General features: G+C 54.9%; 24 protein-coding genes. 10 read left to right on the top strand and 14 right to left on the bottom strand.

The window, feature by feature from the left end:
* Positions 1-14 precede the first annotated feature (14 nt).
* On the top strand, positions 15-614 hold the full coding sequence (locus tag RAL90_RS10210) for a hypothetical protein (protein WP_306250247.1): 600 nt from the start codon (positions 15-17) through the stop codon (positions 612-614).
* Positions 611-874, top strand: a complete 264-nt coding sequence (locus RAL90_RS10205; protein ID WP_306250245.1) for a hypothetical protein — start codon at positions 611-613, stop codon at positions 872-874. Before RAL90_RS10210 ends, RAL90_RS10205 begins: the two co-directional genes overlap by 4 nt.
* 500 nt (positions 875-1,374) lie before the next feature.
* Here the strand turns inward: RAL90_RS10205 and RAL90_RS10200 are convergent, their stop codons facing one another.
* Positions 1,375-1,923 (bottom strand): hypothetical protein, encoded by a 549-nt coding sequence (locus RAL90_RS10200; RefSeq protein WP_306250243.1) that lies wholly within the window; start codon positions 1,921-1,923, stop codon positions 1,375-1,377.
* 360 nt (positions 1,924-2,283) lie between these two features.
* Here RAL90_RS10200 and RAL90_RS10195 point away from each other — a divergent pair, with 360 nt between their 5' ends.
* Positions 2,284-2,409, top strand: coding sequence for a hypothetical protein (locus RAL90_RS10195; RefSeq protein WP_306250241.1), 126 nt, complete (start codon positions 2,284-2,286; stop codon positions 2,407-2,409).
* A 70-nt stretch (positions 2,410-2,479) separates the two neighbouring features.
* On the opposite strand, the gene RAL90_RS10190 is transcribed toward RAL90_RS10195, so the two are convergent.
* Positions 2,480-3,466 carry a glycosyltransferase family 2 protein gene (locus RAL90_RS10190; RefSeq protein ID WP_306250239.1) on the bottom strand — a complete coding sequence of 329 codons (987 nt, stop codon included), beginning with the start codon at positions 3,464-3,466 and terminating at the stop codon, positions 2,480-2,482.
* A 185-nt stretch (positions 3,467-3,651) separates the two neighbouring features.
* On the opposite strand from RAL90_RS10190, the gene RAL90_RS10185 reads away from it, so the two are divergent.
* The 3 genes from RAL90_RS10185 (at position 3,652) to RAL90_RS10175 (ending at position 8,473) form a co-directional block, all read left to right on the top strand.
* The gene (locus tag RAL90_RS10185) at positions 3,652-4,794 is read left to right on the top strand and encodes an acyl-CoA dehydrogenase family protein (RefSeq protein ID WP_306250237.1); all 1,143 of its coding nucleotides are present in this window, start codon (positions 3,652-3,654) and stop codon (positions 4,792-4,794) included.
* An 82-nt stretch (positions 4,795-4,876) separates the two neighbouring features.
* Complete coding sequence (locus RAL90_RS10180) at positions 4,877-6,421, top strand: long-chain fatty acid--CoA ligase (RefSeq protein ID WP_306250236.1); 1,545 nt, start codon at positions 4,877-4,879, stop codon at positions 6,419-6,421.
* Between the two features lie 105 nt (positions 6,422-6,526).
* A complete protein-coding gene (locus RAL90_RS10175) occupies positions 6,527-8,473 on the top strand; it encodes a glycosyltransferase family A protein (protein WP_306250234.1) in 1,947 nt (648 codons plus the stop codon).
* Between the two features lie 8 nt (positions 8,474-8,481).
* Here RAL90_RS10175 and RAL90_RS10170 read toward each other — a convergent pair whose 3' ends face one another.
* From RAL90_RS10170 to RAL90_RS10155, 4 genes are all read right to left on the bottom strand, one after another.
* A complete protein-coding gene (locus tag RAL90_RS10170; RefSeq protein WP_306250232.1) occupies positions 8,482-10,611 on the bottom strand; it encodes a glycosyltransferase family A protein in 2,130 nt (709 codons plus the stop codon).
* Between the two features lie 2 nt (positions 10,612-10,613).
* On the bottom strand, positions 10,614-12,062 hold the full coding sequence (locus RAL90_RS10165; protein ID WP_306250230.1) for a DUF6212 domain-containing protein: 1,449 nt from the start codon (positions 12,060-12,062) through the stop codon (positions 10,614-10,616).
* Positions 12,063-12,189: 127 nt separating this feature from the next.
* Positions 12,190-12,939 (bottom strand): phosphoadenylyl-sulfate reductase, encoded by a 750-nt coding sequence (locus RAL90_RS10160; RefSeq protein ID WP_306250228.1) that lies wholly within the window; start codon positions 12,937-12,939, stop codon positions 12,190-12,192.
* Between the two features lie 18 nt (positions 12,940-12,957).
* Positions 12,958-14,124 (bottom strand): NAD-dependent epimerase/dehydratase family protein, encoded by a 1,167-nt coding sequence (locus RAL90_RS10155; protein WP_306250226.1) that lies wholly within the window; start codon positions 14,122-14,124, stop codon positions 12,958-12,960.
* A 270-nt stretch (positions 14,125-14,394) separates the two neighbouring features.
* On the opposite strand from RAL90_RS10155, the gene RAL90_RS10150 reads away from it, so the two are divergent.
* Together RAL90_RS10150 and RAL90_RS10145 are read left to right on the top strand one after the other, a co-directional pair.
* Positions 14,395-14,934, top strand: coding sequence for a peroxiredoxin (locus RAL90_RS10150; protein WP_306250224.1), 540 nt, complete (start codon positions 14,395-14,397; stop codon positions 14,932-14,934).
* A 93-nt stretch (positions 14,935-15,027) separates the two neighbouring features.
* The gene (locus RAL90_RS10145) at positions 15,028-15,627 is read left to right on the top strand and encodes a hypothetical protein (RefSeq protein WP_306250222.1); all 600 of its coding nucleotides are present in this window, start codon (positions 15,028-15,030) and stop codon (positions 15,625-15,627) included.
* Between the two features lie 12 nt (positions 15,628-15,639).
* On the opposite strand, the gene RAL90_RS10140 is transcribed toward RAL90_RS10145, so the two are convergent.
* The 3 genes from RAL90_RS10140 to RAL90_RS10130 all read right to left on the bottom strand — a co-directional run bounded on the left by RAL90_RS10140 (position 15,640) and on the right by RAL90_RS10130 (position 20,329).
* A complete protein-coding gene (locus RAL90_RS10140) occupies positions 15,640-16,815 on the bottom strand; it encodes a TCR/Tet family MFS transporter (RefSeq protein WP_306254051.1) in 1,176 nt (391 codons plus the stop codon).
* A 213-nt stretch (positions 16,816-17,028) separates the two neighbouring features.
* Complete coding sequence (locus tag RAL90_RS10135; protein ID WP_306250220.1) at positions 17,029-19,554, bottom strand: TonB-dependent receptor; 2,526 nt, start codon at positions 19,552-19,554, stop codon at positions 17,029-17,031.
* A 325-nt stretch (positions 19,555-19,879) separates the two neighbouring features.
* Positions 19,880-20,329: a hypothetical protein gene (locus RAL90_RS10130; RefSeq protein WP_306250218.1), complete on the bottom strand. Its 450-nt coding sequence runs from the start codon at positions 20,327-20,329 to the stop codon at positions 19,880-19,882.
* Positions 20,330-20,485: 156 nt separating this feature from the next.
* On the opposite strand from RAL90_RS10130, the gene RAL90_RS10125 reads away from it, so the two are divergent.
* Positions 20,486-20,872, top strand: coding sequence for a VOC family protein (locus RAL90_RS10125; RefSeq protein WP_306250216.1), 387 nt, complete (start codon positions 20,486-20,488; stop codon positions 20,870-20,872).
* 40 nt (positions 20,873-20,912) lie between these two features.
* Positions 20,913-22,265, top strand: coding sequence for a Na+/H+ antiporter NhaC family protein (locus RAL90_RS10120; protein WP_306250214.1), 1,353 nt, complete (start codon positions 20,913-20,915; stop codon positions 22,263-22,265).
* On the opposite strand, the gene RAL90_RS10115 is transcribed toward RAL90_RS10120, so the two are convergent.
* The 5 genes from RAL90_RS10115 to RAL90_RS10095 form a co-directional block, all read right to left on the bottom strand.
* A complete protein-coding gene (locus RAL90_RS10115; RefSeq protein WP_306250212.1) occupies positions 22,254-22,970 on the bottom strand; it encodes a hypothetical protein in 717 nt (238 codons plus the stop codon). The genes RAL90_RS10120 and RAL90_RS10115 overlap by 12 nt on opposite strands.
* Before the next feature lie 110 nt (positions 22,971-23,080).
* Positions 23,081-23,452, bottom strand: coding sequence for a hypothetical protein (locus RAL90_RS10110; protein ID WP_306250210.1), 372 nt, complete (start codon positions 23,450-23,452; stop codon positions 23,081-23,083).
* Positions 23,453-23,628: 176 nt separating this feature from the next.
* Positions 23,629-23,808: a hypothetical protein gene (locus RAL90_RS10105; RefSeq protein ID WP_306250207.1), complete on the bottom strand. Its 180-nt coding sequence runs from the start codon at positions 23,806-23,808 to the stop codon at positions 23,629-23,631.
* 30 nt (positions 23,809-23,838) lie between these two features.
* A complete protein-coding gene (locus tag RAL90_RS10100; RefSeq protein ID WP_306250205.1) occupies positions 23,839-25,203 on the bottom strand; it encodes a M28 family metallopeptidase in 1,365 nt (454 codons plus the stop codon).
* 89 nt (positions 25,204-25,292) lie between these two features.
* On the bottom strand, positions 25,293-26,081 hold the full coding sequence (locus RAL90_RS10095) for a hypothetical protein (RefSeq protein WP_306250203.1): 789 nt from the start codon (positions 26,079-26,081) through the stop codon (positions 25,293-25,295).
* Positions 26,082-26,287: the final 206 nt, after the last annotated feature.

Genomic DNA, 26,287 nt, shown 5'->3' with positions numbered 1-26,287 from the left:
GGTCCAGGTTGCGTATGTTTAGCTTGAAGAAAAAGGCCAGGCCGGAAGAACCGGCCGTAGACTTTTCGCGTCCGCTCCAGCGGGCCCTGAACAATCCATTGAAATCCAAAAATGATCCGGCGAGCATCGCGGGGCGTATTGATCCCGACCTGCGCCTGACGCTGAGTGCGATCGAAGCCAGCTTCTTTGTCATTGACCGTATTCGGGAAATTCTGACCGAGGCAGCGCAACTCGTGCTGCGCGCCAAGGATGTGGATGATCTTGCCGCCCGCGCCATGCTGGCAGAGCAATATGATGAATTACGCCAGTCTGTCTGCGATGTGCTGCATAATGCTGATGAAGATGCGCAGCACCTGATCGGGCCGGAAGCCATGCCGCTGACCGCGACGCTGAATTTTCACAGCATCTATACGGTCGATCCGGTATGCCTGAATATCGAAGAGGCCGGCCTGAACCTGCCCCCGCCGCGCGAGGCCTTTGCCCAAACGGGCGAGATAGCACAAACGCTCGGTCATCTGGAAAAGGCGCTCGAAAAAATCGACCGTACCGCCAATTATTACATGAAAGATGCAAAATTCCTGATTACGCGTCTGGAAAAGATCGATGTGATATGATAACACCATCACAACTTACAGGTGGTGGTATGGGTTATCTGAAATTTTCCTTGCTGGCGATTGTCAGCCTTTCGCTGAGTGGCTGCCTTGTGGGCACAGCCGTGAATGTTGTGGCGGAAACGGCTGAAGGCGCCATCGAGCTAACCGGCGCAACCGTTAAAACCACAGCTGGCGCAACAGGTGCCGTGATCGGCGGCACAGTTGATGCCGTGCTGCCGGGCGATCAGCGGCGCAAGAAAGACGATGACGACGACAAATAGTTGTCAGTTACGCTTCTGGTTTTTCGTTCTTTCCTGACAATTTACAAGCCTAAGCCCTGGTTCCCATTGGGAAAGGCAGGGTTGCCCGTGGAGATGTCTCAAACCATCCTGCACAGGCGGCGTATGGCGCTCACTACGTTGAAGGCGTGGCAGCATGAGGCCGCTAGATCATAAAGCCAGGCCTAACTCGGCAACTGGAGCACCTAAACAGGGCCGTCCAGTCGTCATGGTTTTTCTCCTTTGAGTTTCAAGCCGGATCATTCCGGCTGATGTCCCAATCAAGACAGGTCGAATAGAAGAGACTGCAAGGGTTAACTCGGGCCTTCGCCAGAGGCTCCTGCCTCGCAAGCGGAGGCACTTGGCGCGGGCCGCCCCTTGCTGGGTCTTCTCGTCCTGTCAGGGGCATCAGTTTAAGCAGGATGATCTGGCCTTGATCTCAAGTACGTTGAAAAACATGCACCTTCAAACTCACCAATGAGATACTCAGCCTCACTCAACGCCTAAAACTGCATTGTATCCAGAGCCATCCATCCTGCATGAAACAGGAATGTTGTCGGAAGCAGTATAAAGATGATTTTGATCTTGGAGTATTGACGAATTGTCGGGGCAAAAAAGAAACCCCCTTGTTTCTGTCCTTGATGCGCGGCGGCCTTATGCGCAAACATGATATAGAAACTGATCCAAAAGCAGATAATGCCAAGATAATTGAGCCATGTCTCGATAGCCCATTCGCTATCGTTAAATTGCCACGCTGTATCGCCAAGGACGTTCTGGATGACGCTTACATTGATAAAGCTCCATAGGGCGACACCCAGCGCCGTCCCAATCCCTGCTGCACCGAAACGACTATAGACGAACCATGCGATGATGCTGGCGGCTGCGGCTACAGAAATTTGATAGATGATCAATCCAATAAACAGGAAGCGTCCATCGCCGAATTGAAGCTCTGGCAGGGTATAAGCGCCAGTGGCTTCCAGCACTGCCAAGGCGAATGAGACAAGTGTGAAAATGAGACCAAAACGGTCCAACCATTTGAAAAACCCGTCCAATTTTCCCTCCACCCATTTATGCGACAAACGTCACGTTACGTATAGCAAAAACGGCTTTGAAAATACAGGTCGTTTGATCATAGAACGTCGCAAAATCGAATTGAGCACACAGTGCTACTATCAATATTGATACTATCAATTCTGCTACCTTGCGCCTTATTTGCTAGGCCGTATATTGCGGGTACAGATGATCAATGACTAAGACGCAGAGGATGCGCCTCTCGCAATCGTTCTGGCGAACGCCGGACCACAACCACATCACATAATGATCACCACAGCCGGGGCAGGGCCCTTTGGACGGCTCCGAAAAAAGTGGTCTGCGTATTGAATTAGGCCTGGCTCCAATGAAGGAGCCAAGACATGGCGAGAAGAAAATACGCGCCTGAAGAGGTCATCACCAATTTGTGCGAGACAGAAGTCCGCTTGAGTCGGGGAGAGTGTGCGACGCAGGCAGCACGGGCTTCAGGTATCACAGAACGGACCTGAAACCGCTGGCGGCAAGGGTATGGCGGTTTGAAGACCAGTCAGGCCGGGCGGAAAAAGCCGTGAAGAGTTGTCATTTGATCTCGCGCATCACTGGCTTGCGGCCGAGCAGTCTGACCGGCGACCAGGAGAGCGCTTTCAGGAAATCCAGTGCCGAGACCTTGCGTGTCTGTTGCAGGGCGCGGCGCGCTGCCCATGCTTTGTCTGCCTTGAGGAAACCGTCTTTCATACCGTGAAAATAGGCGGGGCCAGTGCCCGTGATGAGACCGCGCAGCACAAAGGCAAAATTTATCAGTATATGGATGGGCAATATCGGCCAGAACAGCGGCGGCGGCATCACCCGGATGAATGTCCAGATGCGGTTGCGGGCACCGTGATAAATTGTGAAGTCGCTGTAGCGCCCGGTGGTGCCGGACCCTTCATGCAGGATCACTGCATCTGCAATCATGATGCTGCGCCCGCCATCAAGGCGCAAGCGTGCGCCAAGATCGACATCCTCATGATAGCAGAAGAAGCTCTCTTCCAGACCGCCGAGCTTTTCGAATGTCGCCCGCTCATAAAGGGCGGCGGCACCACAGGGCGCGAATATCTCCCGGTCAGTGTCGGGCCTTGCCTGCGCAGACTGACCAAAGCCGCCGCGCCAGGCGATGCCTGTGGCGTGATACACGTCCCCCAGACCGTCCAGCAGGGCAGGGTCATCCGCATTCAGCTGCACAGCACCAAAGGATTTTGTGTCGGGATAACGCTGTGTCCCGCGCATCAGATTGGTGAGCCAGTCAGGGTCCGCGACGGCGTCGGGGTTCAAAAGGGCGAGCCAGTCTCCGCGTGCCTGCGTGGCCGCGCGGTTGACCCCGCCGGCAAAGCCGAGATTTTCTTCGCTGCGGATCAGCCGCATGTTTTGCATCACCGGCAGATCATCGACGCAGCCATCTGTAGAGTTATTGTCCAGAAGCAGAATCTCGAAGTCAGTGAAAGTCTGGGCCGCCAGAGAGGCAAGCATCCGCTCCAGACGGTCCGCCCCGGCATTATAGCTGACAATGATGACTGTAACGCGCGGCATGTGGCATCCCTGCAGTTCTGGCCCGGTCTTTTAAGCCTTGCGCCATAGCAGGCATCGGGCCTTTGTGCGAGCCTGAGGGCGCGCCTGCCTGTAGTTGCGACTTGAGCGCGGGCGCACGGCAACCTAACATCTTTCCAACAACCAAGAGATGTTGCGGACAAACCGCGACCTACAGGGAGAGTTGCATGAAAAACCCGTTCGAGACACCCGAACGTGCGGCATTCCGTGAAACCATCCGTCGTTTCGTGGCCACCGAGATCACGCCTTTTGCGGAAGAATGGGATGAGGCAGGCGACGTGCCGTGGGCGTTGCATGAGAAAGTCGGGGCACTGGGGGCCTGGGGCTTTGGCGTCAGTGAGGAATATGGCGGTCTTGGCTTTGACGACTGTTTCATGCGCGCGGCCTTTTCAGAAGAGATACATTTTTGCGGTGCGTCCGGCGTGCCGGCGGCGCTGGGTGGGCGCTCTATCTCCATCGGGCCGATTGAGAATCTCGCCTCCAAAGCGATCAAGGACGATGTGCTTGAGGATATCGTGATGGGGCGCAAGGGCTCCAGCCTTGGCATCACCGAGCCGTCTGGCGGGTCTGATGTTGCCCGCCTTCAGACTGTGGCAGAGCGCGACGGCAACCACTGGGTCCTGAACGGTGCCAAGGCGTTCATCACCGGCGGCATGAAATCTGATTATTTCGTGATCGGGGCCCGCACGGGTGACGCCGGCCTTGCGGGTATCTCGCTGTTTTTCGTGCCGCTCGACACGCCGGGCTTTTCCCGCACACCGCTGACGAAAAAAATGGGCTGGTGGGCCTCTGACCAGGCAACGCTGTATATGGATAATTGCCGCGTCCCGGCGGAAAACCTGATGGGGGAGGAAAATCTGGGTTTTATCCAGATCGTCCAGAATTTCAATTATGAGCGCCTTGGCATGGTCGCTGGGATGCTCGGTATGATGAAGGTTCTGCTGAACGAGTCCATCTCCTGGGCGCAGGAGCGCGAAACCTTTGGCAAGCCGCTGATCAAGCATCAGGTCATCCGCCACAAGATTGCGGATATGTCGGCGAAAATCGACATGGTTGAAGCCTATCTCAATCAGATATGCTGGCAGGCGAATGAAGGCGACATGCCGGTGGCAGAAACCTGCAAGGCGAAGTTCTCTGCCTCAAAGGCACTGGAATTTTGTGCGTCCGAAGCCATGCAAATTCTGGGCGGTGCCGGGTATATGCGCGGCAATGCTGTGGAGCGCTATTATCGTGAAGTAAAGGTACAGGCGATTGGCGGTGGCTCTGAGGAGATCATGCGCGATCTGGCTGTGCGGCAGATGGGTCTTTAGGGGGCTGTCTCAGGGAGTGTCGGTTTTGCGAACCCTCTCTGGCAACAGGGAGAGAAGAAAAATAAACGAGAGGAAACATCAGATGTCTGATTATACGCATGAAGTTGTTGACTGGATACGCTACCATGCCCTGAACCAGCCGGAGAAACTGGCGCAGGTCGATCTCGCCACCGGGCGGCGTTATTCCTATGGCCAGATGCATGAGCGCGTTGGCCGCATTGCAGGCATGTTGAAGGCACACGGCATCAAGCGCGGCGACAGGGTTGGTTTTCTGGCGCTTAATTCGACAGACATCATGGATCTGATCTTTGCGACATGGCGCATCGGCGCTGTGTCCCTGGCGCTGAATTTCCGGCTGACGCCTGGTGAACTGGAATTCATCATCAATGACTCTACGCCGGACTTCATGCTCGTGGATGATGTCTTTGCAGAAACAGCAGAGGCCCTGAAAGGCATGACAAAAGTCAAAAGCTGGATGCGCTTTGACGGTATTGGTGGAGATACGGAATTTGAACAGGCTGTGGCGCAGGCAACGCCCGTGATGGAGATGGAAGAACTGGAGCCTGATGACCAGTGTATGCTGATGTATTCCTCCGGCACGACGGGACGCCCGAAAGGTGTCATCATCACCCATGGCATGATGCTCTGGACGGCGATCAATGTGCAGGTCGGTGTCGGTTTCACCGCTGAATCCGTGAATATGTCTTTCATGCCGTTGTTCCATATTGGCGGACTGAATGTGTTTGCCGTGCCTGCTGCCTATGCCGGCGGCACGTCTGTCATTATGCGGATTGTTGATGTTGGCGCCATACTTGATACGATCAATGACCCGGATCTGGGCGTGACCCATTTTCTTGGTGTGCCTGCTATTTATAACGGTTTGCGGCAGCACCCGAAAATGGAAACTACGGATTTTTCCCGCATCGAAGCCGCTTTTGCCGGTGCAGAGGCGGTGCCGGTGGAGCTCCTGAAATGGTGGCGCGGTAAGGGTATTATCGTGCAGGAAGGCTGGGGCATGACGGAAAATTGCGCCTCCGGGACGCTGTTTCGCAAGGATGATCCAGTTGAAAAACTGGGTTCCGCCGGTCGTATCGGTATGCATAGCGGAGCAAAGATTGTCCGCGAGGATGGCACTGAAGCGCCGCGCGGCGAGGCGGGTGAATTATGGGTACGCGGCAAAGCCGTGACGCCCGGTTACTGGAAAAGACCCGAAGCCAATGCCGAGTGTTTCGTTGATGGATGGTTCAGGACCGGGGACATTGCCCGGCAGGATGAAGACGGATTTTTCTATATCGAAGACCGGGTGAAAGACATGTATATTTCCGGGGGTGAAAACGTCTATCCGGCTGAAGTGGAAAACGTACTTTACGAACTACCGCAGATTTCCGAAGTGGCTGTGATTGGCCTGGCGGACGATAAATGGGGGGAAGCGGGATGCGCCTGCGTGGTTCTGAAAAAAGACCAGAACCTGACGCTGCATGAGGTGCTGGTGCATTGCAAGGGCCGCCTTGCCACCTACAAACAGCCCGCGCATATGGTGACGATGAGCGTACTGCCGCGCAATGCCACTGGCAAAGTGCTGAAATATCAGTTGCGCGAGCAGGCACCGGGTTTGCTGACCTCATAAGTCGCGTCCGGTCTGCTTTGTCTCCACAGGCAACAAAAAGGCGAGACATCAATCGTCTGCTGCGCTACCAGAGATTAAGGTTTCAGGAGCCAGGGTGACGAGAAGATGACTGATGTCGCTGTTATCATGCCGATTTTCGGGCAGGGGCCTTTTCTGTGCGAGTCTGTCAATGCGGCGCTGACTCAGGAAACCGAGGCAGATTTCAAGGTCATCCTTGTCGATGATAACTGCCCGGACCCGGCAACACGGCGCGCGGCCCTGAAATATGTGCGGCGTTATCCTGACAAGGTCTATTACTGGCGCAGCCCAGAAAATCGCGGGCTGGCAGCGATGCGCAATGAGGGGGTCAATCTGGCGCTGGAGCGCTGGCCGGACCTGTTCTCGGTTTTCTTTCTGGATGGTGATGACCGTCTGCATCCAAAAATTCTCGAGCGCTCTCTGATCGCCCTGCGCGCCGCTGTTGCCAATGACAATGAAGGCAGTGACTATCGCACGGGCTGGGTCTTCGAGGACCCGGACCATTTCGGCATAGATGGCGTGCTCAACAGGGTGCATGATTATACGGCGCTGTTCAGCATGGCTGGCTGTGCGAATACATCTTCTTCGCTGATCAATGCAGATATATTCCGCGCGGGCCTGCGCTACCGTGAGCAGATGCGCTCTGGCGGCGAAGACTGGCAGTTCTGGCTGAATGTTCTGAAAAACGGATATCGGGGCCAGTTTGTGCCGCATCTTGGTTTTCAGTATCGCCTGCGCCCGAGCAGTATGTCAGCCGCGGCCTCCAAGCGGGCGGACCGGAATCGAACAGAAATTCGTCTCAGTCATCCTGAGTTGTTTACGCCGGACTTTTTCCTGGCTGAAGAGACGCGGGAGATGCCACGCTATGCGCTCATTACGCCAAATGGCCTTGACGCGGCAAACCGGGTTTTCGAGCACCATTCCAGAGAATATTCTGTGCACGACATGGTGGAATTCATCAAGCAGCGGGACAAGCTGCCAACCGCGCCCTATCCGCAATATGTCATTTTCACCAATAACCAGAATGTCAATGAATTGCGCGAGGCGCGCGTTCTGGACTGGGTATGGTGGCGGTTACAGGCCATGTCCCGGCGGGACAGGAAAGATGTGCTCGTGACCAGCCGTGTGCTGCAACATGAAAAAGAAGGCACTCTTGGCTATATTGAAAGCGACCTGACAACCTCGACCGAGGCAGATTATTCTGAATTAAACCTGCTGTCTTTTGATCTCTTTACGGATATTGTGAAAGGCAAGATTGACCTTGAAAAGATCCGTAAAACACGCAGGCAGCGTGCCACCAAGATTTTTCTGCAAAGCCGGGAGTTGCGTGACTGTTTCAGGGATTTCAAAGGTTTCATGGAAAAGTGCCGGACGCTTTATGCGCAAACGGCACCTTATTCACGGCATGAGGCGCGCAAATGGGCTCCTTTTGGTGTGCAGCGCAAAGACCTTGCCGATCACTTCTTTTCGGCAGAGCCGGTGCTGGCGCTTGAGAATGGCCGGCATAAAGTGCTGGCCATTATTGAGGAAAAGCACCTTGGCTCGGCGCTGATGGAGGCGCAGCTTGCCGAAATCAGTAAGGCCCATAAAGCGCATGGCGTAGAATGTTCCGTACTTGTCCTGGGGGACAGGTTGCCGAAATATCTGACACGTTATTTCGCCCGCTGCTTCCTGTTGCGGACGCGCGAAGATAATCGCTGGTCGAATTTTCAGTTCCAGAATTCAGCAGTGCTTGGCCTGCTGGTTCCGTTTGGGACCGTTATTTCCGTAGGGTGCAGCGCTGTGGCATCTGATCTCAACCAGTTGCGCCGTTATGGTACCAGTGTGATTGGTTTTCTGCCTGACAGGGAGCAGGTCAGAACCGGCCTGCATGATGATCTCAGTCACTGCTTCAAGGTCTTTACCAAGATTGTCTGTCAGACGCATGCAGAAGAAGACTGGGCCCGGGTTATGGGCGCTGGTAGCGAAGTGCTCAGCCGGTCTATTGCAGATGTTCTGGATTATGTCGGCAAGGAAAATGAAATCCCGCAATAGACGCGCGGTTAATTCGTGTCTTCTGCCATGATTTCAGTGAATATCCCGTCAAAGCCATAGCCGATAATCAGCGGTGTAATGCCTGCTGCTTCCAGTTTGTCTGCCGCTTTCTGGTCCAGCGTGACAATGGAAGTATAGGCGCCAGTGTAAGCTTGTACTGCATATGGATCGCGCAAGGCTGCCTTGCCGGCGCTGGACGGATAAAAATCAGACAGGACGGATATATCCGCATCAGGATGATACAGAAGGAAATTCATGCACCCCGTCTTGCGCAGGGCCATCAAGGGACCGGAAAGCATGGGTCCGGCAAAGTTGACAGTCGCGCTCATGTCGGCAAGGCGCCCGATCACCGGCTCCTGCAGGTGCAGCGGAATTCGTTCGTATAAAGGCAACCCATAATAATTCATGGTATGCCCGGGGGTCCAGGCGTCCGCATTGATGCGCAAAAAGATGCGCGAAGCTGATTTCTCCAAAAGGTCATCCGGCAGACCTGACAGGGTGTCACCGATCGATACCAGATGATAGCGGATCTCTTCCGGCCTGTTGAAAAGAGCTGTCACCGTTTCCTGCAAGGCAGCGTCGACCTGTTCAGGCAGAAGGAGTGCCACATCTCTGGAGGTTTCACTCGTGCCAGCGGGCAGAACGGGCCAGACGCCGAAAAGCTCCGCTCCAAGCGTATGGTGCTTGGCCTTGTCCTGACCACAGACATTGTAATTGTCCTGCATGAGTTTGCTGGGTGGGCTTTCCACCCGCAGGGCCGTGAAGGCGTCAGCGAACAGGCTCATGACCTGCAGACTGTTGACCGCTTTCAGGTTGTGCAGGGCCGTATGTTGTGCGGGCAGTTCCACGGTAATTTTTGTCAGTGTCTGTACTTCGGTAAACGCTCTGGCGACATTGCTGAGAGCAGAATGTGCCGTCGACTTCTCTGCACGCTCATGAAAGTGCCCGACGGAGAAAAACAGACCCTGTGCATGATGATCGGCAGGCGAGGCTTTTATGTCAGTCAAACGCAACGTGGTCTGGGGATGCCCGGCCGCGTCTGTTTCATCTGTTGTGAGAATGTTCAGCGCGCAAATCCCTGATTTCAGGAGTGCAGCTTCTGCTTCATACAGCACGCTTTTTAGCAGGCCAGTTTCTGACAGCAGGCGGACAACACTGTCATCCATAAACGCGAGAAGGTCCGGGAAGTACGGGTCAATGATGTAGGCTGAATGATAGTCCTTGGCATATCGGCTCGTGACAGCCTCAGCAAAGGCAGTGGCAGGAACAGTTGCAAACCCGTATTCCGGGTTGGAAAACAGCTTCCAGCTTGAAGCCGTTCCCTCAAACAGAGCCCAGCGCGGAAATGTTTCCTGTTCTTCTGCAAGAAAATGCCGGACGTGCAGAAGGTCGGCGTGTTTGCCGCGCACATAATCCTTGGTCAGCGCATCCTTGCTGCGATTGAGCGAGGAGCGGTTGCCTGTCAGGCGCCGGTATTTCAGATAGGCATCCGGGTTTTTTACGCTGTAGAAACCACGATCCATGGCGGTGTACCAGTATTCCCAGTCCTCAATGCCTTGCCGCATGGACTCATCCCAGAGAACACCTGCCTCAAACATCTCGCGAGAGATCAGACCGCTTGGGGGGCTCAGGTTTGAGCCGAGCCAGCGCATGGCGCGAAATTGGGTCGGGTAGGAGAGGGAGTTTGCGGCGTGTCCAAACTGTATCTGATCCATGACAACCCAACCGGCAGACCCGTTGGTGGCAGTATTTTTCCGCCCTTCTTTCAGGGTGTCAAAGGACGTTGCAACACAACGCTCAGTAACCAGATCATCCCCATCCAGCAGGAAAATACCTTCCACGTCGCTGAAATTGTCGAGTATCCATTTTACGCCAACATTGCGGGCGCGGGAGACGCCGCCATTTTCAAGCCAGATGTAGTGAAATTTCCCCGGTAGTGCCCGGGCATAACGCTGGCAGATCCTGCCTGTTGTTTCGGTCATTGGGCAACCATCAACAATCAGGACCAGTGCTGCCAGATCAATGTCCTGCTGATGCAGGAGTGAGTTGATCGTATCCGTCAGCACAGTGCCCATCTTGTAGGCGGTGATGACCATGCCCACCGGCCGGTCATGCTCTATCTGTACGGCCGGTTGCATGATCAGATCAGCAGGGAAAGTTTGCGGAACCTGACATGCGCATGGGAGACGCTGTCACCATCAACTTTGGTCAGCAGATAGCAGCGACTGATCTGTTGCGGCTTGTCCAGATGCAGCTCGATCGCGCCGCGTGTGCCGCCGATCATGTTCTTCCAGCCTGCGGCAACAGCGCCGTCAATATCCTGACCTTCTGTGACGGCGATAACATCCTCGCCGCTCAGCTCTTCTTCCGAAATCACCATATTAAAGGAGACTTTTGGCGCTTCCTCGTGGGGATTGACGATCTCGGCGGAAAAGCCATTGACGGGCCGTGTCCATTTCGGGTCGAAATCTGCCACGGAGGGGCCATGTAGCGTCGGGTGCAGCATCAGGCCGCTATCATCAATGTTGAAAAGGCGGAAGTTGAATTCCCGCTCTATGGTTACTTTCGCGCTGGCGAGGACACTGTCAGATATCGGCCTTGCCAGAAGAGCGCGCCCCAATTCTTCAATAGCCGTTGGCTGGAATACCCAGTCAGACATCTCTGCGTGGGAGAAACTGTTGCCGGTCCAGACTTTCAACATCAACGGCTTTGACAGGTCCGTGTCGTCAGAGAGTTTCAGGTAGCCTTCCGGATCACCCTTTGACTCGGCAAGTTTCAGGGACACGGCAGAAACATCCGTACCCATCCATTCCAGAACTAGGTCTATATAGCGGTATTTGTGCGCGATCGGCTCCTCGATAGACAGGGCAATCAGGTCATGGGCTGGTTTCTCGCGGATCTGCCATTGGCACAAAGTCTTGCCATCTTCCCGGGCAACCAGTGAGGCCCGTAGATAGCCATTGCTGAAATCAGGTGTCTGCGCCAGTTGTATGGCCAGGCCGACTATCAAAGAGCCGGCAAAAGGCAGCATCTGTTTTGCACTGCGCGTGTTGGACAATTCAACGGTTGAACCGCTGGCATCGTTCTCATAGGCGAGGATCGGCAGTGTCCCGGTGAAGCGCTCTTCCAGTCTTTTCTTGACCAGCTGCATTTTCAGGTTCTCGACTTCCTCACGCAGGACCGCGATCTGGCGATCAAGAGAAATCGCCTCGGTGGCGGTTGCCTGAAGTTCTGACTCCAGCTGGGCATTGACTGTGGAGAGAATGCTGCGGGTCAATTCTGCGCCCCGACCGCTGGATGCATTCACAACAGGCGGGGGTGTGAGACCGGCACTTGTCCAGAGGGTCGCTGCCTGTTCGGCCAGTGGCTCGTTACTGCCCGCTGCAGACAGGAAGACGACAGCCCCCGCAGCCGCAGCGTTGAATGTGTGCACCTGTCCGTCAGCTTCCGTCGCCGTCAGGATGCCATTGTCATTGGCAGAGACACGAAAGGCGCGAAAAGTCAGGTCATCACTGTTCAAGCCGGACACCTTGTTCTGAACGGCGTCGTCAAAATAAAACAGTTTTGTGTCAGCGTTGAATAAAGACACGGCCACTCTCCGGCGTTAAGCTTCTTAGTATTACGAACTGGATAGTATATTTATTTGACAGTGCACAGGGCAGGACGCAACCGCAAAAACAGCAGGCGGGCTGAAATAGCTGTCCTCAATCACACTCTCATTCACTGTCCGGCGTGCCGCGCACGACTTTGCCATCTATGATGTGGATGCCGCACTCGCTTTTGTCCTGTCCTGCCCAGCGTCCGGCACGCGGGTCTGTATCTGTTTCATCGACGGGAGAAGTGCAGGGCGCGCAGTCGATAGAGGGGTAGCCGTTAAAGCGCAATGGATGATGCGGCAGTTTGAGGGCATCGAAATGTTTCCTGATGTCGTCCTGACTGGTGCGGTGCAGCGGGTTTATCTTGATCCATTTGTCTTCTGCTTCGAATAGTTGCAGTTCAGCACGCTCGCCGCCCTGAAATCTCTTCCGTCCGGAAATCCAGGCCGTATAGGGTTGCAGCACCCGGACCATGGGCAGGGTTTTGCGAATATAGCAGCAGCGATCGGTATCACGCTCATGCAAGGTGCCATCCGGGTCATCCGCGATCAGGTGCGCTTCGTTTGGTGAGATGCGCCGCACATCCTTGAGGCCGAGTGCCCCTGTCAGCGTTCCAACATATTCATCCGTTTCCGGAAAGTGTTTGCGTGTATCAAGGAAAAACACCGGCACGTTCGGATCAACCTGTGCGACAATGTGCAGCAGAAGCGCCGACTCAGTGCCGAAGGAAGAAACGACACACACTTTGCCGGGGAATTCCGTCTTGATACTGTGCGACAGCACATCAAAGGCTGACGCGCGGCTGTAGTCGCGGTTCAGGCGAACGACAGCTTCCTCGCGTTCAATCTCCGATAATGTGCGGACGACCATGCGTGTCCTCGCGGGAGGTTACTTCTGGTTCCAGAGAGAGACACACGGAATTTTGGTCTTATCGCAGCGCCCGGCATATTCACCGGCAATGGTCTTGATCTCTTCCATCAGGCCTTCATCAAGTGTGATCGGTGAAAGACCGAGACCCAGAAAGCGATCATTTGCCACATGCAGATCGTTTTCGTCAGCCTCTTTACGCGGATTGTCGATATAGGAAATTTCTGCACCCGTCATTTCAGCAATCATCTTGGCGAGATCACGCACCCGGTGTGTTTCCGTCATCTGATTGAGGATGTTCACCCGCTCGCCTTTCTGGGGCGGGTTCTCCAGGGCCAGTTCAATACAGCGACAGGTGTCCTGAATATGAATGAAGGCGCGTGTCTGGCCGCCGGTGCCGTGTACCGTGAGCGGATATTCCACAGCTGCCTGCATCAGGAAGCGGTTCAGCACGGTGCCGTAATCGCCGTCATAATCGAAGCGGTTGATTAGATCATCATGCATCGCGGTTTCTTCCGTCTGGGTGCCCCAGACAATCCCCTGATGGAGATCAGTGATGCGGATGTCGTCATTCTTGTTGTAGAAATGGAACAGCAACTGGTCCTGGGTCTTGGTCATGTGATAAATTGACCCCGGATTGGCAGGGTAAAGGATCTCGTTATCGACCAGGCCCTGATCGGTCTCGACTTTGACCTTCAGATAGCCTTCCGGAATTTTCATGCCGGCTGTGCCATAGCCATAGACGCCCATGGTGCCGAGGTGGATGACATGAGTGTCGATGCCCGCTTCAACGATCGCCGCCAGCACATCATTGGTTGCACCCAGATTGTTCATGACCGTGTAGCGCTTGTGCTGCGCTGATTTCATGGAGTAGGGCGCAGCGCGCTGCTCGGCGAAGTGGATGATCGCGTCTGGCTGGAATTCCTTGATGAGGGTCAACAGGCGGTGATAATTTTCGCCAACTGTGAAGTTGTAAAAACTGATCTCGTTACCTGTCAGTTCTTTCCAGACGTCCAGGCGCTGGTGGATCGGGCGGATCGGGGTGAGGGAATCAACTTCCAGTTCAATGTCGATCTTGCGGCGTGACAGATTGTCGACGATGCATACATCATGACCACGGCGCGATAGATAGAGACTGGTTGGCCAGCCACAAAAACCGTCACCACCAAGAACCATTACTTTAGACATTTCAGACCCCTTCAACTGTCAGGCATTTCGTTTCGGTCACCTAACAGAGGTGACCTCAGCCTTCAACGCTTTTGTCTGATACGGACAGGCGGTGCAGCGGGATTGTGACGCAACCTTCACATTCGGTCGCGCAGCCCTATCTGTTAAACAGGATATAGCTGCGTAGTTTGATCGGAAAAATCGATACAAAATACCATGATTTTGAATTTCACTTTCGGGCGCGGCGTTCCTATCTCCGTTATGTAAGTTTCAAAACCCAAGAGGAACAAGATGATCAATAAAGTGCCAAATGTGACATTCAGAACCCGTGTCCGCGATGAAAGCGTTGAAGGGCCGAACCCGTTCCGCTGGCAGGATGTGACCAGCGAGGAGCTGTTCAAGGGCAAGAAAGTCGTGCTGTTTGCATTGCCGGGCGCCTTTACGCCGACATGTTCTTCCACACACCTGCCTGGCTATGAGGAGAAGTTTGACGAATTGAAAGCTCAAGGCGTGGATGAAATTGTCTGCCTCAGCGTCAACGATGCCTTTGTGATGTACCAGTGGGGCAAGCATATGGGCGTTGAAAAAGTGCGCCTGCTGCCCGACGGCTCTGGCGAGTTCACCCGCAAGATGGGTATGCTCGTGGACAAGGACAATCTTGGCTTCGGGATGCGCTCATGGCGGTATTCTGCGTTCATCAATGACGGTGACGTGGAGAAAATGTTCATCGAGCCTGATTTCTGTGACAATGCAGACGGTGACCCGTTTGAAGTGTCCGATGTGGACACCATGCTTGGTTATCTCAAGGAAGCCCATAAAGCGGCTGCATAGACTGCTGTCTGGCATCTGCCTGACTGAAAAGGTCGGCCTTGTGCCGGCCTTTTTGCGTTTCATGCTTAGGGTTTCGCGTGCTAAGCCTTCTGGATGAAAAAAATATTCGCGCCAATGCTTTTTGCCTCTGCCAGCCTTCAGGCCTGTGACGCCGGGACGGGGACGTTGCCTACCGGGCAAACGGCCTTCTTTGACAGTCTGTTCACCCTCTGTGGTCAGGCCTTTGAAGGGCAGATGGTCAGCGATGATGAGGTGGACATCGGCAGTGACTGGGACGTGCGGCGCGTCGTCATGCATGTGCGGGATTGCGAGGAAAATGTCATACGCATCCCGTTGCATGTGGCGGATGACCATTCACGCACCTGGATAATTACGCGCAATTCCAATGGCTTGCGACTGAAACATGATCACCGACATGAGGATGGCAGCGAAGATGCCGTTACACAATATGGCGGCGATACCGTGACAGATGGCACCGCGCAGCGGCAGGAATTTCCGGCGGATATGTATTCGAAGGATCTGTTCGAGCGAGAGGGGTTGGATGTCTCGGTCGATAATGTCTGGGCGATGGAAATGTCGCTTGGGGATATTTTTGCCTATGAACTGTCGCGCCCGAACAGGTTTTTCCGGGTCGAGTTTGATCTCGAGAACCCCGTGGTTTTGCCGCCTGATGCCTGGGGTTATGAGGGCTGAGCAGCAGCCAGGTTATCTGTCTTTCAGTCGGCGACGTGCCAGCAGGAACACCAGTAGTGCCAGCATCACAAGCACCGCTGCCGCCAGGAACGGTGCGCCCGGCAGATAGGCGCCCTCGCCACGGGTGAAACTGCCGAATATCTGCGACATCATCAGGGGGCCGATAATCGTTGCCAGACCGAACGAACTGGCAAGCGCGCCCTGCAATTCGCCCTGGCTGTCTTCAGGGATGCGCGTGGTCATCAGCGCCTGAAAAGCCGGGAAGACAAAACCGGACAGACTGCCACCGATGATCCAGATGAAAATCTCTGCCGGGGTCTCGGCGATGCCGAGGCCAATAAAGGCGATCATCCCGGCCAGCATACTGAAGATGATGGCCCGGTTCTCGCCCGTGCGTTTGATCACAGGTCCTGTCAGCCCGCCCTGCACGATAGCCATACACAGACCATACAGGCCAGCCGAGACGCCGATCATGAACGGGGACCAGCCAGCCACCTCGATGGTGAAGAACGACCAGACACTGACATAGGACTGGTTGGCAAACTGAATCAGGAACAGCGCCAGTAACAGGGGCAGGATCAGGGGATAGCGACTGACAGAGACAAGGGTGCCAAACGGGTTGGCGCGGCGCCAGTCAAAACGGCGCCTTTTTTCCGGTGGCAGGGTTTCGGGAAATCTGAACCAGCCATAGAGGCAGACAGCCATGGTCAGAACGCCAGAGATGATGAAGGGCAGGCGCGGGCCGAACTCACCCACAAAGCCGCCAAAGGCGGGACCGAAGATAAAACCGATGGCCACTGCCCCGCCGGTGAAGCCGAAATTCCGTGCCCGTTCTCCCGGGGCTGATATATCCACGATTGCGGCATTGGCCGCAGGGAAGGTCGCGCCGCAAATCCCTGAGATCGCCCGTGCAACAAACAGCCACAGAAGCGTCGGCGCCGCTGCCATAATGAAATAGTCGATGCTGAAGCCGAGCAATGCCAGCAGCAATACGGGCCGACGGCCAAACCGGTCGCTCAACGCCCCGAGGATCGGCGCGAACAGGAATTGCATGATGGCGAACGTGAACAGGAGATAGCCGGCAATTTCGGCAGCACGGCTGTTGGGCAGGCTGGAAAGCTCGCCAATCAGATCCGGCATGACCGGCAGGATCAATGCCACTCCCATGGCATCGAAGAAAAGTACCAGGCAGATGAATATCAGAATGCTGCGTTTATGCGGGGGCGTATCCAGCCGACCCTCCCTGAAGTGAAATGCAGGATGAACCCGATTGCAGGAAAGGAAACCCTGTCGCTGCCCCGGAACAGGAGATCAGAATAGGGCAAGTTGCTCCCGATTCAAGACAACAAAAAACCGGCCAGATTGCTCTGACCGGTTTCGTTTTCTTGAATCGTGGGGCGCTTAGAAGTTTGCGCGTACAGTCACGCCATATGTGCGTGGCTGGTTTGGATACCCATTGACGCTGCCAGCTTGTGCCGTTGTCGGGAAAATCGTCGTGATATACTCGTCCTGGAACAGGTTCCGGGCAAAGAATGTTGCGTCGATGTTGCCGCGTGAGATGCCGACACTGGCATTTACGGTGTTCGTGCTGCGCGTATCGAACTCAGTACCTGCAACGAGAAGTGCTAGGCCACTGCCTTCGTCAGTGTAGGCCACATCACTTTCGTACTGGTAGTCACCGCGTACGAAGCCAGTGTAATCACCACGCTCCCAGTTCCACGTCGCTGATGTGGAGATGCTGGTTTCATGAATACCGCCAGGTTGTGTGCCGGAGATGTCACCGCTGGCAGAGTTCGTGAACGTATCGTAGACCGGATCGAGGAACGTGCCGGAGAAACCAAGCACAAGGTTCTCTGTCGGGAACAGTGTCAGGTCAATTTCAGCACCCTTAACAGATTGCTCTTCCGCATTTGTCAGAGTGAAAGCTGTACCGACGAAAGCATTTGACTGGAAGCCCTCAAGGATCTGGTCAAAGACTGCAATGTTTACGGACCCTTTGTCCCAAGTTGCCTTCAAGCCAAGTTCAAATACTTCAGCTTCTTCAGGACCAGCGAAACGCGTTCCGCCGGCCAGATTGTCTGATGTATTCACACCATTGGCACGCAAAGTAGCAAGGTCGGCCGCTGTTGGCTGTGAGTCACGGGAAAGGTTCCATGAAGTTGGCTTGTAGCCTGTCGCATAACTACCATAGACATTGATGTTATCGTTCAGGTCGTAAGCAAGACGGATGGTAAAGTCAGTATTGCTATCGTTTGAAGTATTGGACTCGAACGCATTTGGCAGGCCAACCGTTGGTGTAATGAACTGGAAGCCATTAGGACCAGCAACGCCACCAACAATTGCTGCTGCTGTGCCTTGGGCCGTCGCGAACGCAACCGGGTTGTTGGCAATGTTTTCCGGTGTCGCAGGCAATCCACCACTAAAGACCGGGAACAGTCCAAATGCCAGATTGGTTGGCAGGCTGCCGCCATTGTCTGTTAGCAGATTGGCAAGATAAATTGGCTCGGTGACAGATTGTGAGAGTGAAACTTCCTTCTCGTCATTGAAGTAGGAAATGCCGAGAGTTGCTGTCAGTCTGTCAGTCAGTTCCCAGTCAGCCTGAGCAAAGAGAGAATATGACTCTTCGTCTTGCGTTGCGAATTCTCTGACGCCATTGCCGGGAGCAAAGAATGTGCCTGGAGTCAGGCCCAGCAAAACTTCCATGGTTGTGAAGTCGAGTACTGGAGGTGTGCCCGGTGCCAGGGTTGTCGCACCCTGAAGCAGAATGTCAAAGAATGGGCGCGTTTCAGTGCCATTGATGATTGAGTCTGTCTGCTTGAGACTTTCGTCAAAATAATAACCACCAACAAGGTAGCTTACTGGGCCAGCTTCGCCAGCAAAACGCAATTCCTGAGTGAATGTTTCAATCTCAAGTGACTGAGCGTTACTGCCGATGATATCGGCGCTGGTGAAATCGACATCGCCTTCGCGGTTGATCTCTGAACTTCTCAGGGCTGTGATAGAGGTGATTTCACCTGCGTCGACAGACCACTTGCTCTCAAGAGAAATACCCTTGTTTTCACCTTCGTTAGTTGGCTCGAAATTCAATGCCACGTCGTAGGAGAATGGATCTTCCGGTACCAGCGCACCACCAACGCCAAAGACACCAAGTCCTGTAGGGCCATTGACCAAGTTGGCAACTGTACAGCAGATTTCGTCAATTTTGTCATAGTCGATGACTGCGCGGTACGAAGACCAATCGTTTGGCTCTACAAGAAGCTGGCCACGAACGCCGTAACGGTCACGGTCGTTTACGTCATTACCGGTTGCGATGTTCTCGGCTGTGCCATCACGCTTGTTATATGTGCCGCCCAGGCTGAATGCCATTGTGTCGCTGATAGGACCAGTGAAATAGCCCTTGAATTGTCGGGCGTTGTAGTTGCCGATCGTTGCCTCGAGGTAACCGTTGCGCTCAAATTCTGGCTTTGATGTTACAACGCTGACCACACCAGCTGACGCGTTCTTGCCGAACAGTGTGCTTTGTGGGCCGCGCAGTACTTCGATGCGCTCGATGTTTGGCAGGTCAGAAATCTGAGAAACAGTCCGCGAGCGATAAACACCATCTACAAAAACGGCGACAGATGGTTCGATACCGGCGTTGTTCGCGCCATTACCAAAACCACGAATGATGAATGTCGTTTGAGTTGAGTTTTGCAGCTGCGATACCCGCAGGGAGGGCACAACAGACTGAAGGTCGAGAAGGTCAAGGATACGAGCCTGTTCGACTGTCTCGGCGTCAGTCACGCTGACGGATACAGGTACGTCCTGCAGGGTTTGTTCCCGCTTGGTCGCGGTCACGATGATTTCGTCCTGCTGTGCTGCTGCTGATGCGGCAAATGACGCGGCAACCAGTACAGAAGTACCCAGTAAAATTGATTTCTTAAGCATTGCGACCCTCCCGGTGCGGTTTACTGTTTGACTAAAACATATGCTGTTACGTGGTCTTAGCCACGTTGGCATTTGTGGAATTTCTTTCACACATAATTGTTATACTATTGCAAGAAGAACGCTAGAGGCTTTGACTCATTGCTCCGGCTTGTTGCGAATCAGCCACACCGTTAGCGCCTTGCTGGTGCAGTGCTTATCCCGAACAGCCTGAAAATTGTGTTAACTGGTTAAAATTTCCTGGTGAAGACGCTTGATGAATACAGGAGAAACCCGGTGCGAGGCCGGGTTTCTGTGTTTTGTTGATGGTAGCAGTTTTGGCCCGCGTTCAGGCTTCGGCGGGCTCCGGCACCCGCTCGATCAGTGGGGCGTCACCATCCGCGCTCTGCTGTGACTGGCGGTTATTGCGGGTGAACAAATAGATCACCAGCGCCAGCAACAGAACGGGGCCAGCCAGCACACCAGCGACGACGAACAGGCTTGCCGCAACGCCGACAAAAGCGAGAGCGATGGAGAAGGCTGCGGCCAGCAGCCCGATGATAATGCCGACAAAACCGGCCAGAATGCCAATGATGGCGCCCAGTATGCCAATAACGACACCGAGCACGACCTCCCATGGCTGTAGTTCATCAATGGTCTGGCCATTCATGACAATGTGGCCATCGCCATAGGTATAGGCGGCCCAGGTGCCAGCGGCGACCAGGGCAATGAACAAAACAAGCAGAACTGTAAGCGTAGTACCGTTACCCGATTGGGCATTGCGTTGGATTCGAGTCATCTCGTCCCTCTCTCGATCATCAACGCCCTGATGTATATTTATTGTTTTTCGATAAGAAGGTCAAGCCGGAGATACCGATTTGCTGAAATTTTATCTGGCGGAGGCGGGCGGGCTGACCTTAAGCTGAAGTTATGACTTCATCACGGGAGTGCACACATGATCGCCTATGCAACGCTTGGCAGCAATGATCTGCCGAAAGCCACCGAATTTTACGATGCCATACTGGGAGAGGTCGGCATCGGGCAGATGTGGTCTACCGACGGATTTGTTGGCTATGGCCATGCCATGGACCAGCCCATGCTTGGTGTGTGCAAGCCGAATGATGGTAGGGCGGCAAGTGTTGGCAATGGTACCATGATCGCCCTGGCATTGCAGGCACCTGAGCAGGTCCAGAAGGTACATGCGAAGGCGCTGGCGCTTGGCGGCCAGGATGAGGGCGCGCCGGGCCTGCGCGGTGAAAGCGGGTTCTATTGCGGTTATTTTCGTGATCTCGATGGCAACAAGCTGAACGCTTTCTGCATGGTAACCCCGGCGAAAGGCTGACTGGCCTCTCGCCCCTCACGTAAAAACAGGACGCCGTTTCATGGACCTGCTCACTGTTCTGCCGCCCGTTGTGGCGATTGCCATCGCCATCATCTGGCGCAATGTCTATGCTGCACTGATTGTGGCGCTGGTGCTGTCGGAGACGCTGATTGCCGGGTTCAACCCCGGAATTGGTGCGCTCGAAGCGATTGATCGGACGGTGGCTGTTTTTGAGGGGACGGGCAACACGCGCATTCTCCTTTTCTGTTTGCTGATTGGTGCCCTGATCGCTTTCATGCGCGACAGTGGCGGCGTGGCGGCCACGGCAAAGGCCATGATCAATAGCGGGTTTGCGCGCACGCGTCGCCGGGCGGAGTTGGCGGTGGCGGGCACCGGGTCTGCGATTTTTGTCGAGACGAATGTCAGTCTACTGAGTTCTGGTGTTCTGGGGCGGCCGCTGTATGACGCGCATGGCCTCAGCCGTGAGCGACTGGCGTATATTATTGACTCCACCAGTGCCCCGATCAGCGTCATTTTGCTGATCAATGGCTGGGGCGCTTATGCGCTGGGGCTGATTGAGCAGTATGAGTTCGACAATGCTGTTGCCGTTGTGGCCGGGTCTGTTCCGTGGAATTTCTACGCCTTGCTGACACTGGCAGGGGTGTATCTGACCGCATTTTCGGGCAAGGTCTTTGGCCCCATGCGCACCGCTGATGCCCGCCTTGAGCAGCATACGGAAGAGCAAGGACCAGCGCCAACCAAAGCCTCCTATATGTGGCTGCCGCTGCTTGTGATGGTTGGCGGGGCGCTGGCCTTCATGACATGGACGGGCGGCGGCAATCCGATCAACGGGTCAGGTTCCCAGTCAATCCTGTGGTCGATTGCCCTGGCTGTACTGGTGGCCGGACTGTTGCTCCTGAAAGACAGGGTTTTCAGCGCTGGCGAGTTACAGCGCAAGGCGTTTCAGGGGATTGGTGAAATGGTCCCGCTGGTGACGGTGCTGCTGTTGTCTATCGCGCTTGGGGCTTCGCTGCGGGCGCTTGGCACGGGGGATTATATTGCGGCGATTGCCGCCGGGACGCTGCCGGCCATGGCTGTGCCGGCAATCCTGTTTCTGGCCGCGGGTCTGACCAGTTTCATGACCGGGACAAGCTGGGGTACGTATGGCATCCTTATACCGATTGCGATGCCTCTGGCACAGGCACTTGGTATTCCGCCATCGCTTGCATTGGCGGCGGTTCTGGGGGGCGGTGTGTTCGGGGATCACTGCTCGCCGATCTCTGATACAACACTGATCGCCAGTGTGGCAGCGGGCACGGACCATCTTTCGCATGTCCGTACCCAGATGCCTTATGCTGTCGCTGCAGCACTTGTCGCCGCTGCAATGTATCTGGTTGCCGGATTACTCGTCTGATTGAGTGGTGTCACCGCTAACCTGCGCCTGAGCGGCGGTGAGTGCCTGTTCTGTTCCGTTGCGAAAGACAGCGATTGCCATATCCGCGGCAAAATCTCCTGGGCTGGTGGCGCTGGCATTCAGGAGAGCCGGGAACTCTGCCTGTGGATCATTTTCAATCTTGGCCGAGGTCATTCCGGAAGAAAAGCGCGTGGTTTCCACAAAGCGTTCCAGCGTTGGCAGCATCACACCGGTGCCACTTTCGTCTGAGCCGCAGGTCACCGCGACCAGCGTATTGCCGAAAATAGCCTGATACTGGATTGCAGTGAAATTGAATTCGCCGGTTGTCCGGGCTGTGAGTCTGAAAGCATCCATACCGTCCAGATCACCGGTTTGCACCGGGCTGATCTCAGCATAATTGACACCACCTTGAGAGCGCAGCTGTGCCAGCAGGGTCTGTTCGTCTATTGCATCGAAGGCGGCCTGAAAATCACGGTTGCTAAAAACAACACTCTGAGAAGCGATATTGCAGTTCGTGCCATAAGTCGCGGCACTGGCTGTATGCGCCCACTGGCGAATGGATGGGTCGGCAGACTGCATCTGCTGCCAGCCGAGATTGGCGCTTACATCAAAAAGGCCGGGTCTGGAGCCGGATGTTTGCGCATGTGCGGCAAGCGGCAACAGCGTTGCGGTCGTTGCGATCAACGCCAGGCGTAATTTTGTCATGACAGGTCCCCCATATCTGTTTGGATCTAAAAAGTAGCATAGGGATGTCGCTTTATCCAGTCACGCTGAGCCTTAGCGGGACTCTTGCCCCGGACAGCTGATATAATGGATCAGACAGGCTTCCCGGTCATGGTGATGGTTTCCAGGCCAAACGTCTGCTTGACCTTGTTGAAGGCTTCAACAAAACCATCATGCCCGGATACATAAGAGGCTGATGTGCCATGCTGGGTATTTTTTACCTTTAAGGTATTCAGCTGGATGATTTTTTGCCGATACAGGATATTGGCTTTCAATATAAGGAAGAATTGAGAGACCCACCAGGACTGATGGTCGAAGCTGCTGTCATATGGCAGGAATTCAGTGTCCTGCAGAATATCGGTGCGGAAGGCATTCATTGCACCATCGAACCAGTCCACAGCCTGATGGTCGACATTCTTGTCCTGCAAGCCCTTGCGTTGATTTTCAGGCGGGATGCCAGGCACATCACTGGTTCTCGCGTTACAGCCCGCATATCAGGAATGATGACGGGTGCCTTCAGTTCCTCCAGTGCCAACTCAAACCCGTCAAAACCTTCAGCCTGAGTGCATCCCTCAAATTCGATATCTTCATCAAGAAAAACAAAATAGTCGAAGTCTTCCTTGCGGGACAGGGCATGAGCTTATAGCCGGTTGCGGCCGGTTGTCCATGTGCTGTCAGGCATGAAAATGTCAGTATCAGATGTTTCTTCACCATAACTGAGGAGGATATGCCGGCCATTGAGGCAGGCATATCGTTCAGGCAAGGCATCCTTTGCCTGGATCAGATAGAGCGTTCTTGATCGGTTGAAACTTTCACGCATCGTTCTGCCTATCTGAACAAAGTCCGCAGCCTAAAACCTGCCGGCAGGCCCCGGAAAGACAACTGGTGTTTCAGAGCCATCTTCTGCAACCGCGGCGACACCGAAATAGTAATTATCGATGACGAGATTCTCGAAGGTATAGGCGCTCACGTCGCCGACATAGCGCGAATGCGTCCATGTTGGCTCTGTGGTGAGACGCCAGTAAACGCGGTAACCGGCGAGGTTGCGCGCCGCCTTGCCAGAAGGGCGCTCCCAGGTGAGGGTCGCAGAAGGCGAGACAGCGCCTTGGGCTTCGACATTGGCGGGGAAGGGCGGGGCGCCTGCCATACCGGCCAATGACACCATGTTGAGCGCTGTGAGTTTGGCGGCATAGTCGCCGTCAACACCATCCATTGTATCGCCATAGATGCGCCCACCTTCAGTGCGCAAATCCTGATGCTGACGATCATAATGTTCATGGGTTTCCATAATCCGTACCCCCGGCATACCGGCATCATTAAACGGGCGGTGATGGCCGCCGCGGCGGTAGCGGTCGAGCCGATAGACCATCATCACATCGAGATTTGTAAGATATTGATCCGCCATGCGATCAATGTAGCGGGCGAGGTTGCGTGACGGAGAGTCCACTTCGCCGCCAGTGAACCGGCGCAGGCGCGCTTCTTCCGGGGTCTCGGTTGCACGGGTGCCTTCAGAGAACACGCGGGCTGTGGTGTTATCGATAACCCCGTCTATGCCGGCGATGTTTGAGATCATGTCATTATTGAGGACGGCCTTGATTTCCCAGCCCTTTTCAAGCGCATGGGCAGCAACAATCTTGCCGCCAAACAGGCCCTGTTCTTCACCAGCCAGCCCGGCATAGATGATGGAGCCGGGAAATTCGTATTTTGACAGAATACGAGCGGCTTCAATGGTGCCCGCCATGCCGGAGGCGTTGTCATTGGCGCCAGGGCTGTCATCTGTCGCATTCATCGGGTCGGTGACGCGGCTGTCTATGTCGCCGGACATGACGACAAAACGGTTGGGGTCGAGCGTGCCACGCTGGATCGCTAGCACACTGACGACTTCCGTACGTTCAGGGATGCGGGTTTCGCCTTCGACGAAGTCTGAAACATAGATCACTTCAAGGCAGCCACCACACTCCGCCGAAATTTTCCTGAACTCATCGTAAATCCAGCGCCGCGCCGCGCCAATGCCGCGTGTGTCGCTTTCGGTCTCGGAGAGTGTGTGCCGTGTTCCAAAATCCACGAGGGTCTGGGTGTCTGCCACGATGCGTTCCGCTGACGGGGCGACGGCGATGTCATACAGTTTCATCACTTCGCCGGGCGGTGCGGTTTCCTGTGCCAGGGCGTTGGAGCCAAGAAACAGGCAGGCAGTCGCGAGTAGCAGTTTTTTCATGAATATACCTCTTTTCAGGAAGCCTGATGTTCAGGGAGTCTGATTATAGGGAAGTCTAGCGCTTTCGTGCTGTGCCGCCAAGGCCAGCCTCAGCGCATGGCGGTGGCGATGGGTTCTGCAGTGATGGGGTAGTCCGCTTCCGGCGGGATGCACAATACGGCACCATCGGCCCGCTCTTCCACCCATGGCTCAACCGTCACGACCTTAGCGCCGGACGCGCTGGTGAGTGCTTCCTTTGTGGTTTTGCTGCGACCCAGCTTCTCAAGATTGCAGCGTGTCGGGAAAATGATCGTGGCCCGTCCCTTTTTCTGCTCATCCATGGCGGTGCGCGGCTCTATCCAGAAACTGTCCACGGCCTCGCGTCCGTCGTGTACGGCGAGCTGGCGCTCCGGGGTGCTGGCCAGAAAGAAGTGCGTATCAAAGCGTTTGGGAGCCATCTTCGGGCCAATCCAGTGGGCAAAATGCACAAGCCGGTCCACAGCCAGCACCAGGTCCTGTTCTGCAACAAATTCAGCAAGGCTCAGTTTGCCCTTGTCGAGGAGAGGGCGAAACGGTGTCAGGCTTGATGCGCGCTCGGCGCCGATCATCTCACCACTGATGGCATCATAGGCAAGCAGAATGCCACATTCCTCAAAACACTCACGAATGGCGCCCAGGGCAAAATGCACAAGCGCGTGCGGCATCTCCGGGTTACGCCGTATGCGCGAGGTGGGAACGGTGCTGTCACCTTTTGTCACCTTGCCGCCCGGAAACACCAGAGCGCCGGAGGCAAAGTCAATCTGGTGATGTCGCTTGACCATCATCACCTGCAGAGAGGGCGCATCGCGCAACAGCAGGATCGTCGCTGCCGGGCGTAACGGCGCTTCTTTTCCGGTCATCAAAATTATACCTTTAACTGATTATTCAGTCTCGCAGGTTTTGCGCAAAGCCTCAAGTTTGCTTTCCAGTTGCCATTCGCAGAATAGAGCCCAGGGGTTATATTCAATCAGAATATCGGGGATTGGCCCTAAGTTTCCATTCGGTGACTACACTTGTATGTCCAGCTTGCTACACAATTCCGACATTCCACATCACCCTGTGAATA

Source organism: Parvularcula sp. IMCC14364 (assembly GCF_030758415.1).
GTDB lineage: Bacteria > Pseudomonadota > Alphaproteobacteria > Caulobacterales > Parvularculaceae > Aquisalinus.
This window is presented reverse-complemented; position numbering and strand designations above follow the sequence as displayed.

Coding starts and splice junctions, on each gene's coding strand:
- RAL90_RS10150 (WP_306250224.1), top strand. CDS start 14,395: ATGATCAATAAAGTGCCAAATGTGACATTCAGAACCCGTGTCCGCGAT.
- RAL90_RS10185 (WP_306250237.1), top strand. CDS start 3,652: ATGAAAAACCCGTTCGAGACACCCGAACGTGCGGCATTCCGTGAAACC.
- RAL90_RS10095 (WP_306250203.1), bottom strand. CDS start 26,081: ATGACCGGAAAAGAAGCGCCGTTACGCCCGGCAGCGACGATCCTGCTG.
- RAL90_RS10155 (WP_306250226.1), bottom strand. CDS start 14,124: ATGTCTAAAGTAATGGTTCTTGGTGGTGACGGTTTTTGTGGCTGGCCA.
- RAL90_RS10125 (WP_306250216.1), top strand. CDS start 20,486: ATGATCGCCTATGCAACGCTTGGCAGCAATGATCTGCCGAAAGCCACC.
- RAL90_RS10180 (WP_306250236.1), top strand. CDS start 4,877: ATGTCTGATTATACGCATGAAGTTGTTGACTGGATACGCTACCATGCC.
- RAL90_RS10145 (WP_306250222.1), top strand. CDS start 15,028: ATGAAAAAAATATTCGCGCCAATGCTTTTTGCCTCTGCCAGCCTTCAG.
- RAL90_RS10170 (WP_306250232.1), bottom strand. CDS start 10,611: ATGCAACCGGCCGTACAGATAGAGCATGACCGGCCGGTGGGCATGGTC.
- RAL90_RS10190 (WP_306250239.1), bottom strand. CDS start 3,466: ATGCCGCGCGTTACAGTCATCATTGTCAGCTATAATGCCGGGGCGGAC.
- RAL90_RS10120 (WP_306250214.1), top strand. CDS start 20,913: ATGGACCTGCTCACTGTTCTGCCGCCCGTTGTGGCGATTGCCATCGCC.
- RAL90_RS10160 (WP_306250228.1), bottom strand. CDS start 12,939: ATGGTCGTCCGCACATTATCGGAGATTGAACGCGAGGAAGCTGTCGTT.
- RAL90_RS10195 (WP_306250241.1), top strand. CDS start 2,284: ATGGCGAGAAGAAAATACGCGCCTGAAGAGGTCATCACCAATTTGTGC.
- RAL90_RS10175 (WP_306250234.1), top strand. CDS start 6,527: ATGACTGATGTCGCTGTTATCATGCCGATTTTCGGGCAGGGGCCTTTT.
- RAL90_RS10130 (WP_306250218.1), bottom strand. CDS start 20,329: ATGACTCGAATCCAACGCAATGCCCAATCGGGTAACGGTACTACGCTT.
- RAL90_RS10205 (WP_306250245.1), top strand. CDS start 611: ATGATAACACCATCACAACTTACAGGTGGTGGTATGGGTTATCTGAAA.
- RAL90_RS10115 (WP_306250212.1), bottom strand. CDS start 22,970: ATGACAAAATTACGCCTGGCGTTGATCGCAACGACCGCAACGCTGTTG.
- RAL90_RS10135 (WP_306250220.1), bottom strand. CDS start 19,554: ATGCTTAAGAAATCAATTTTACTGGGTACTTCTGTACTGGTTGCCGCG.
- RAL90_RS10105 (WP_306250207.1), bottom strand. CDS start 23,808: ATGCGTGAAAGTTTCAACCGATCAAGAACGCTCTATCTGATCCAGGCA.
- RAL90_RS10210 (WP_306250247.1), top strand. CDS start 15: ATGTTTAGCTTGAAGAAAAAGGCCAGGCCGGAAGAACCGGCCGTAGAC.
- RAL90_RS10100 (WP_306250205.1), bottom strand. CDS start 25,203: ATGAAAAAACTGCTACTCGCGACTGCCTGCCTGTTTCTTGGCTCCAAC.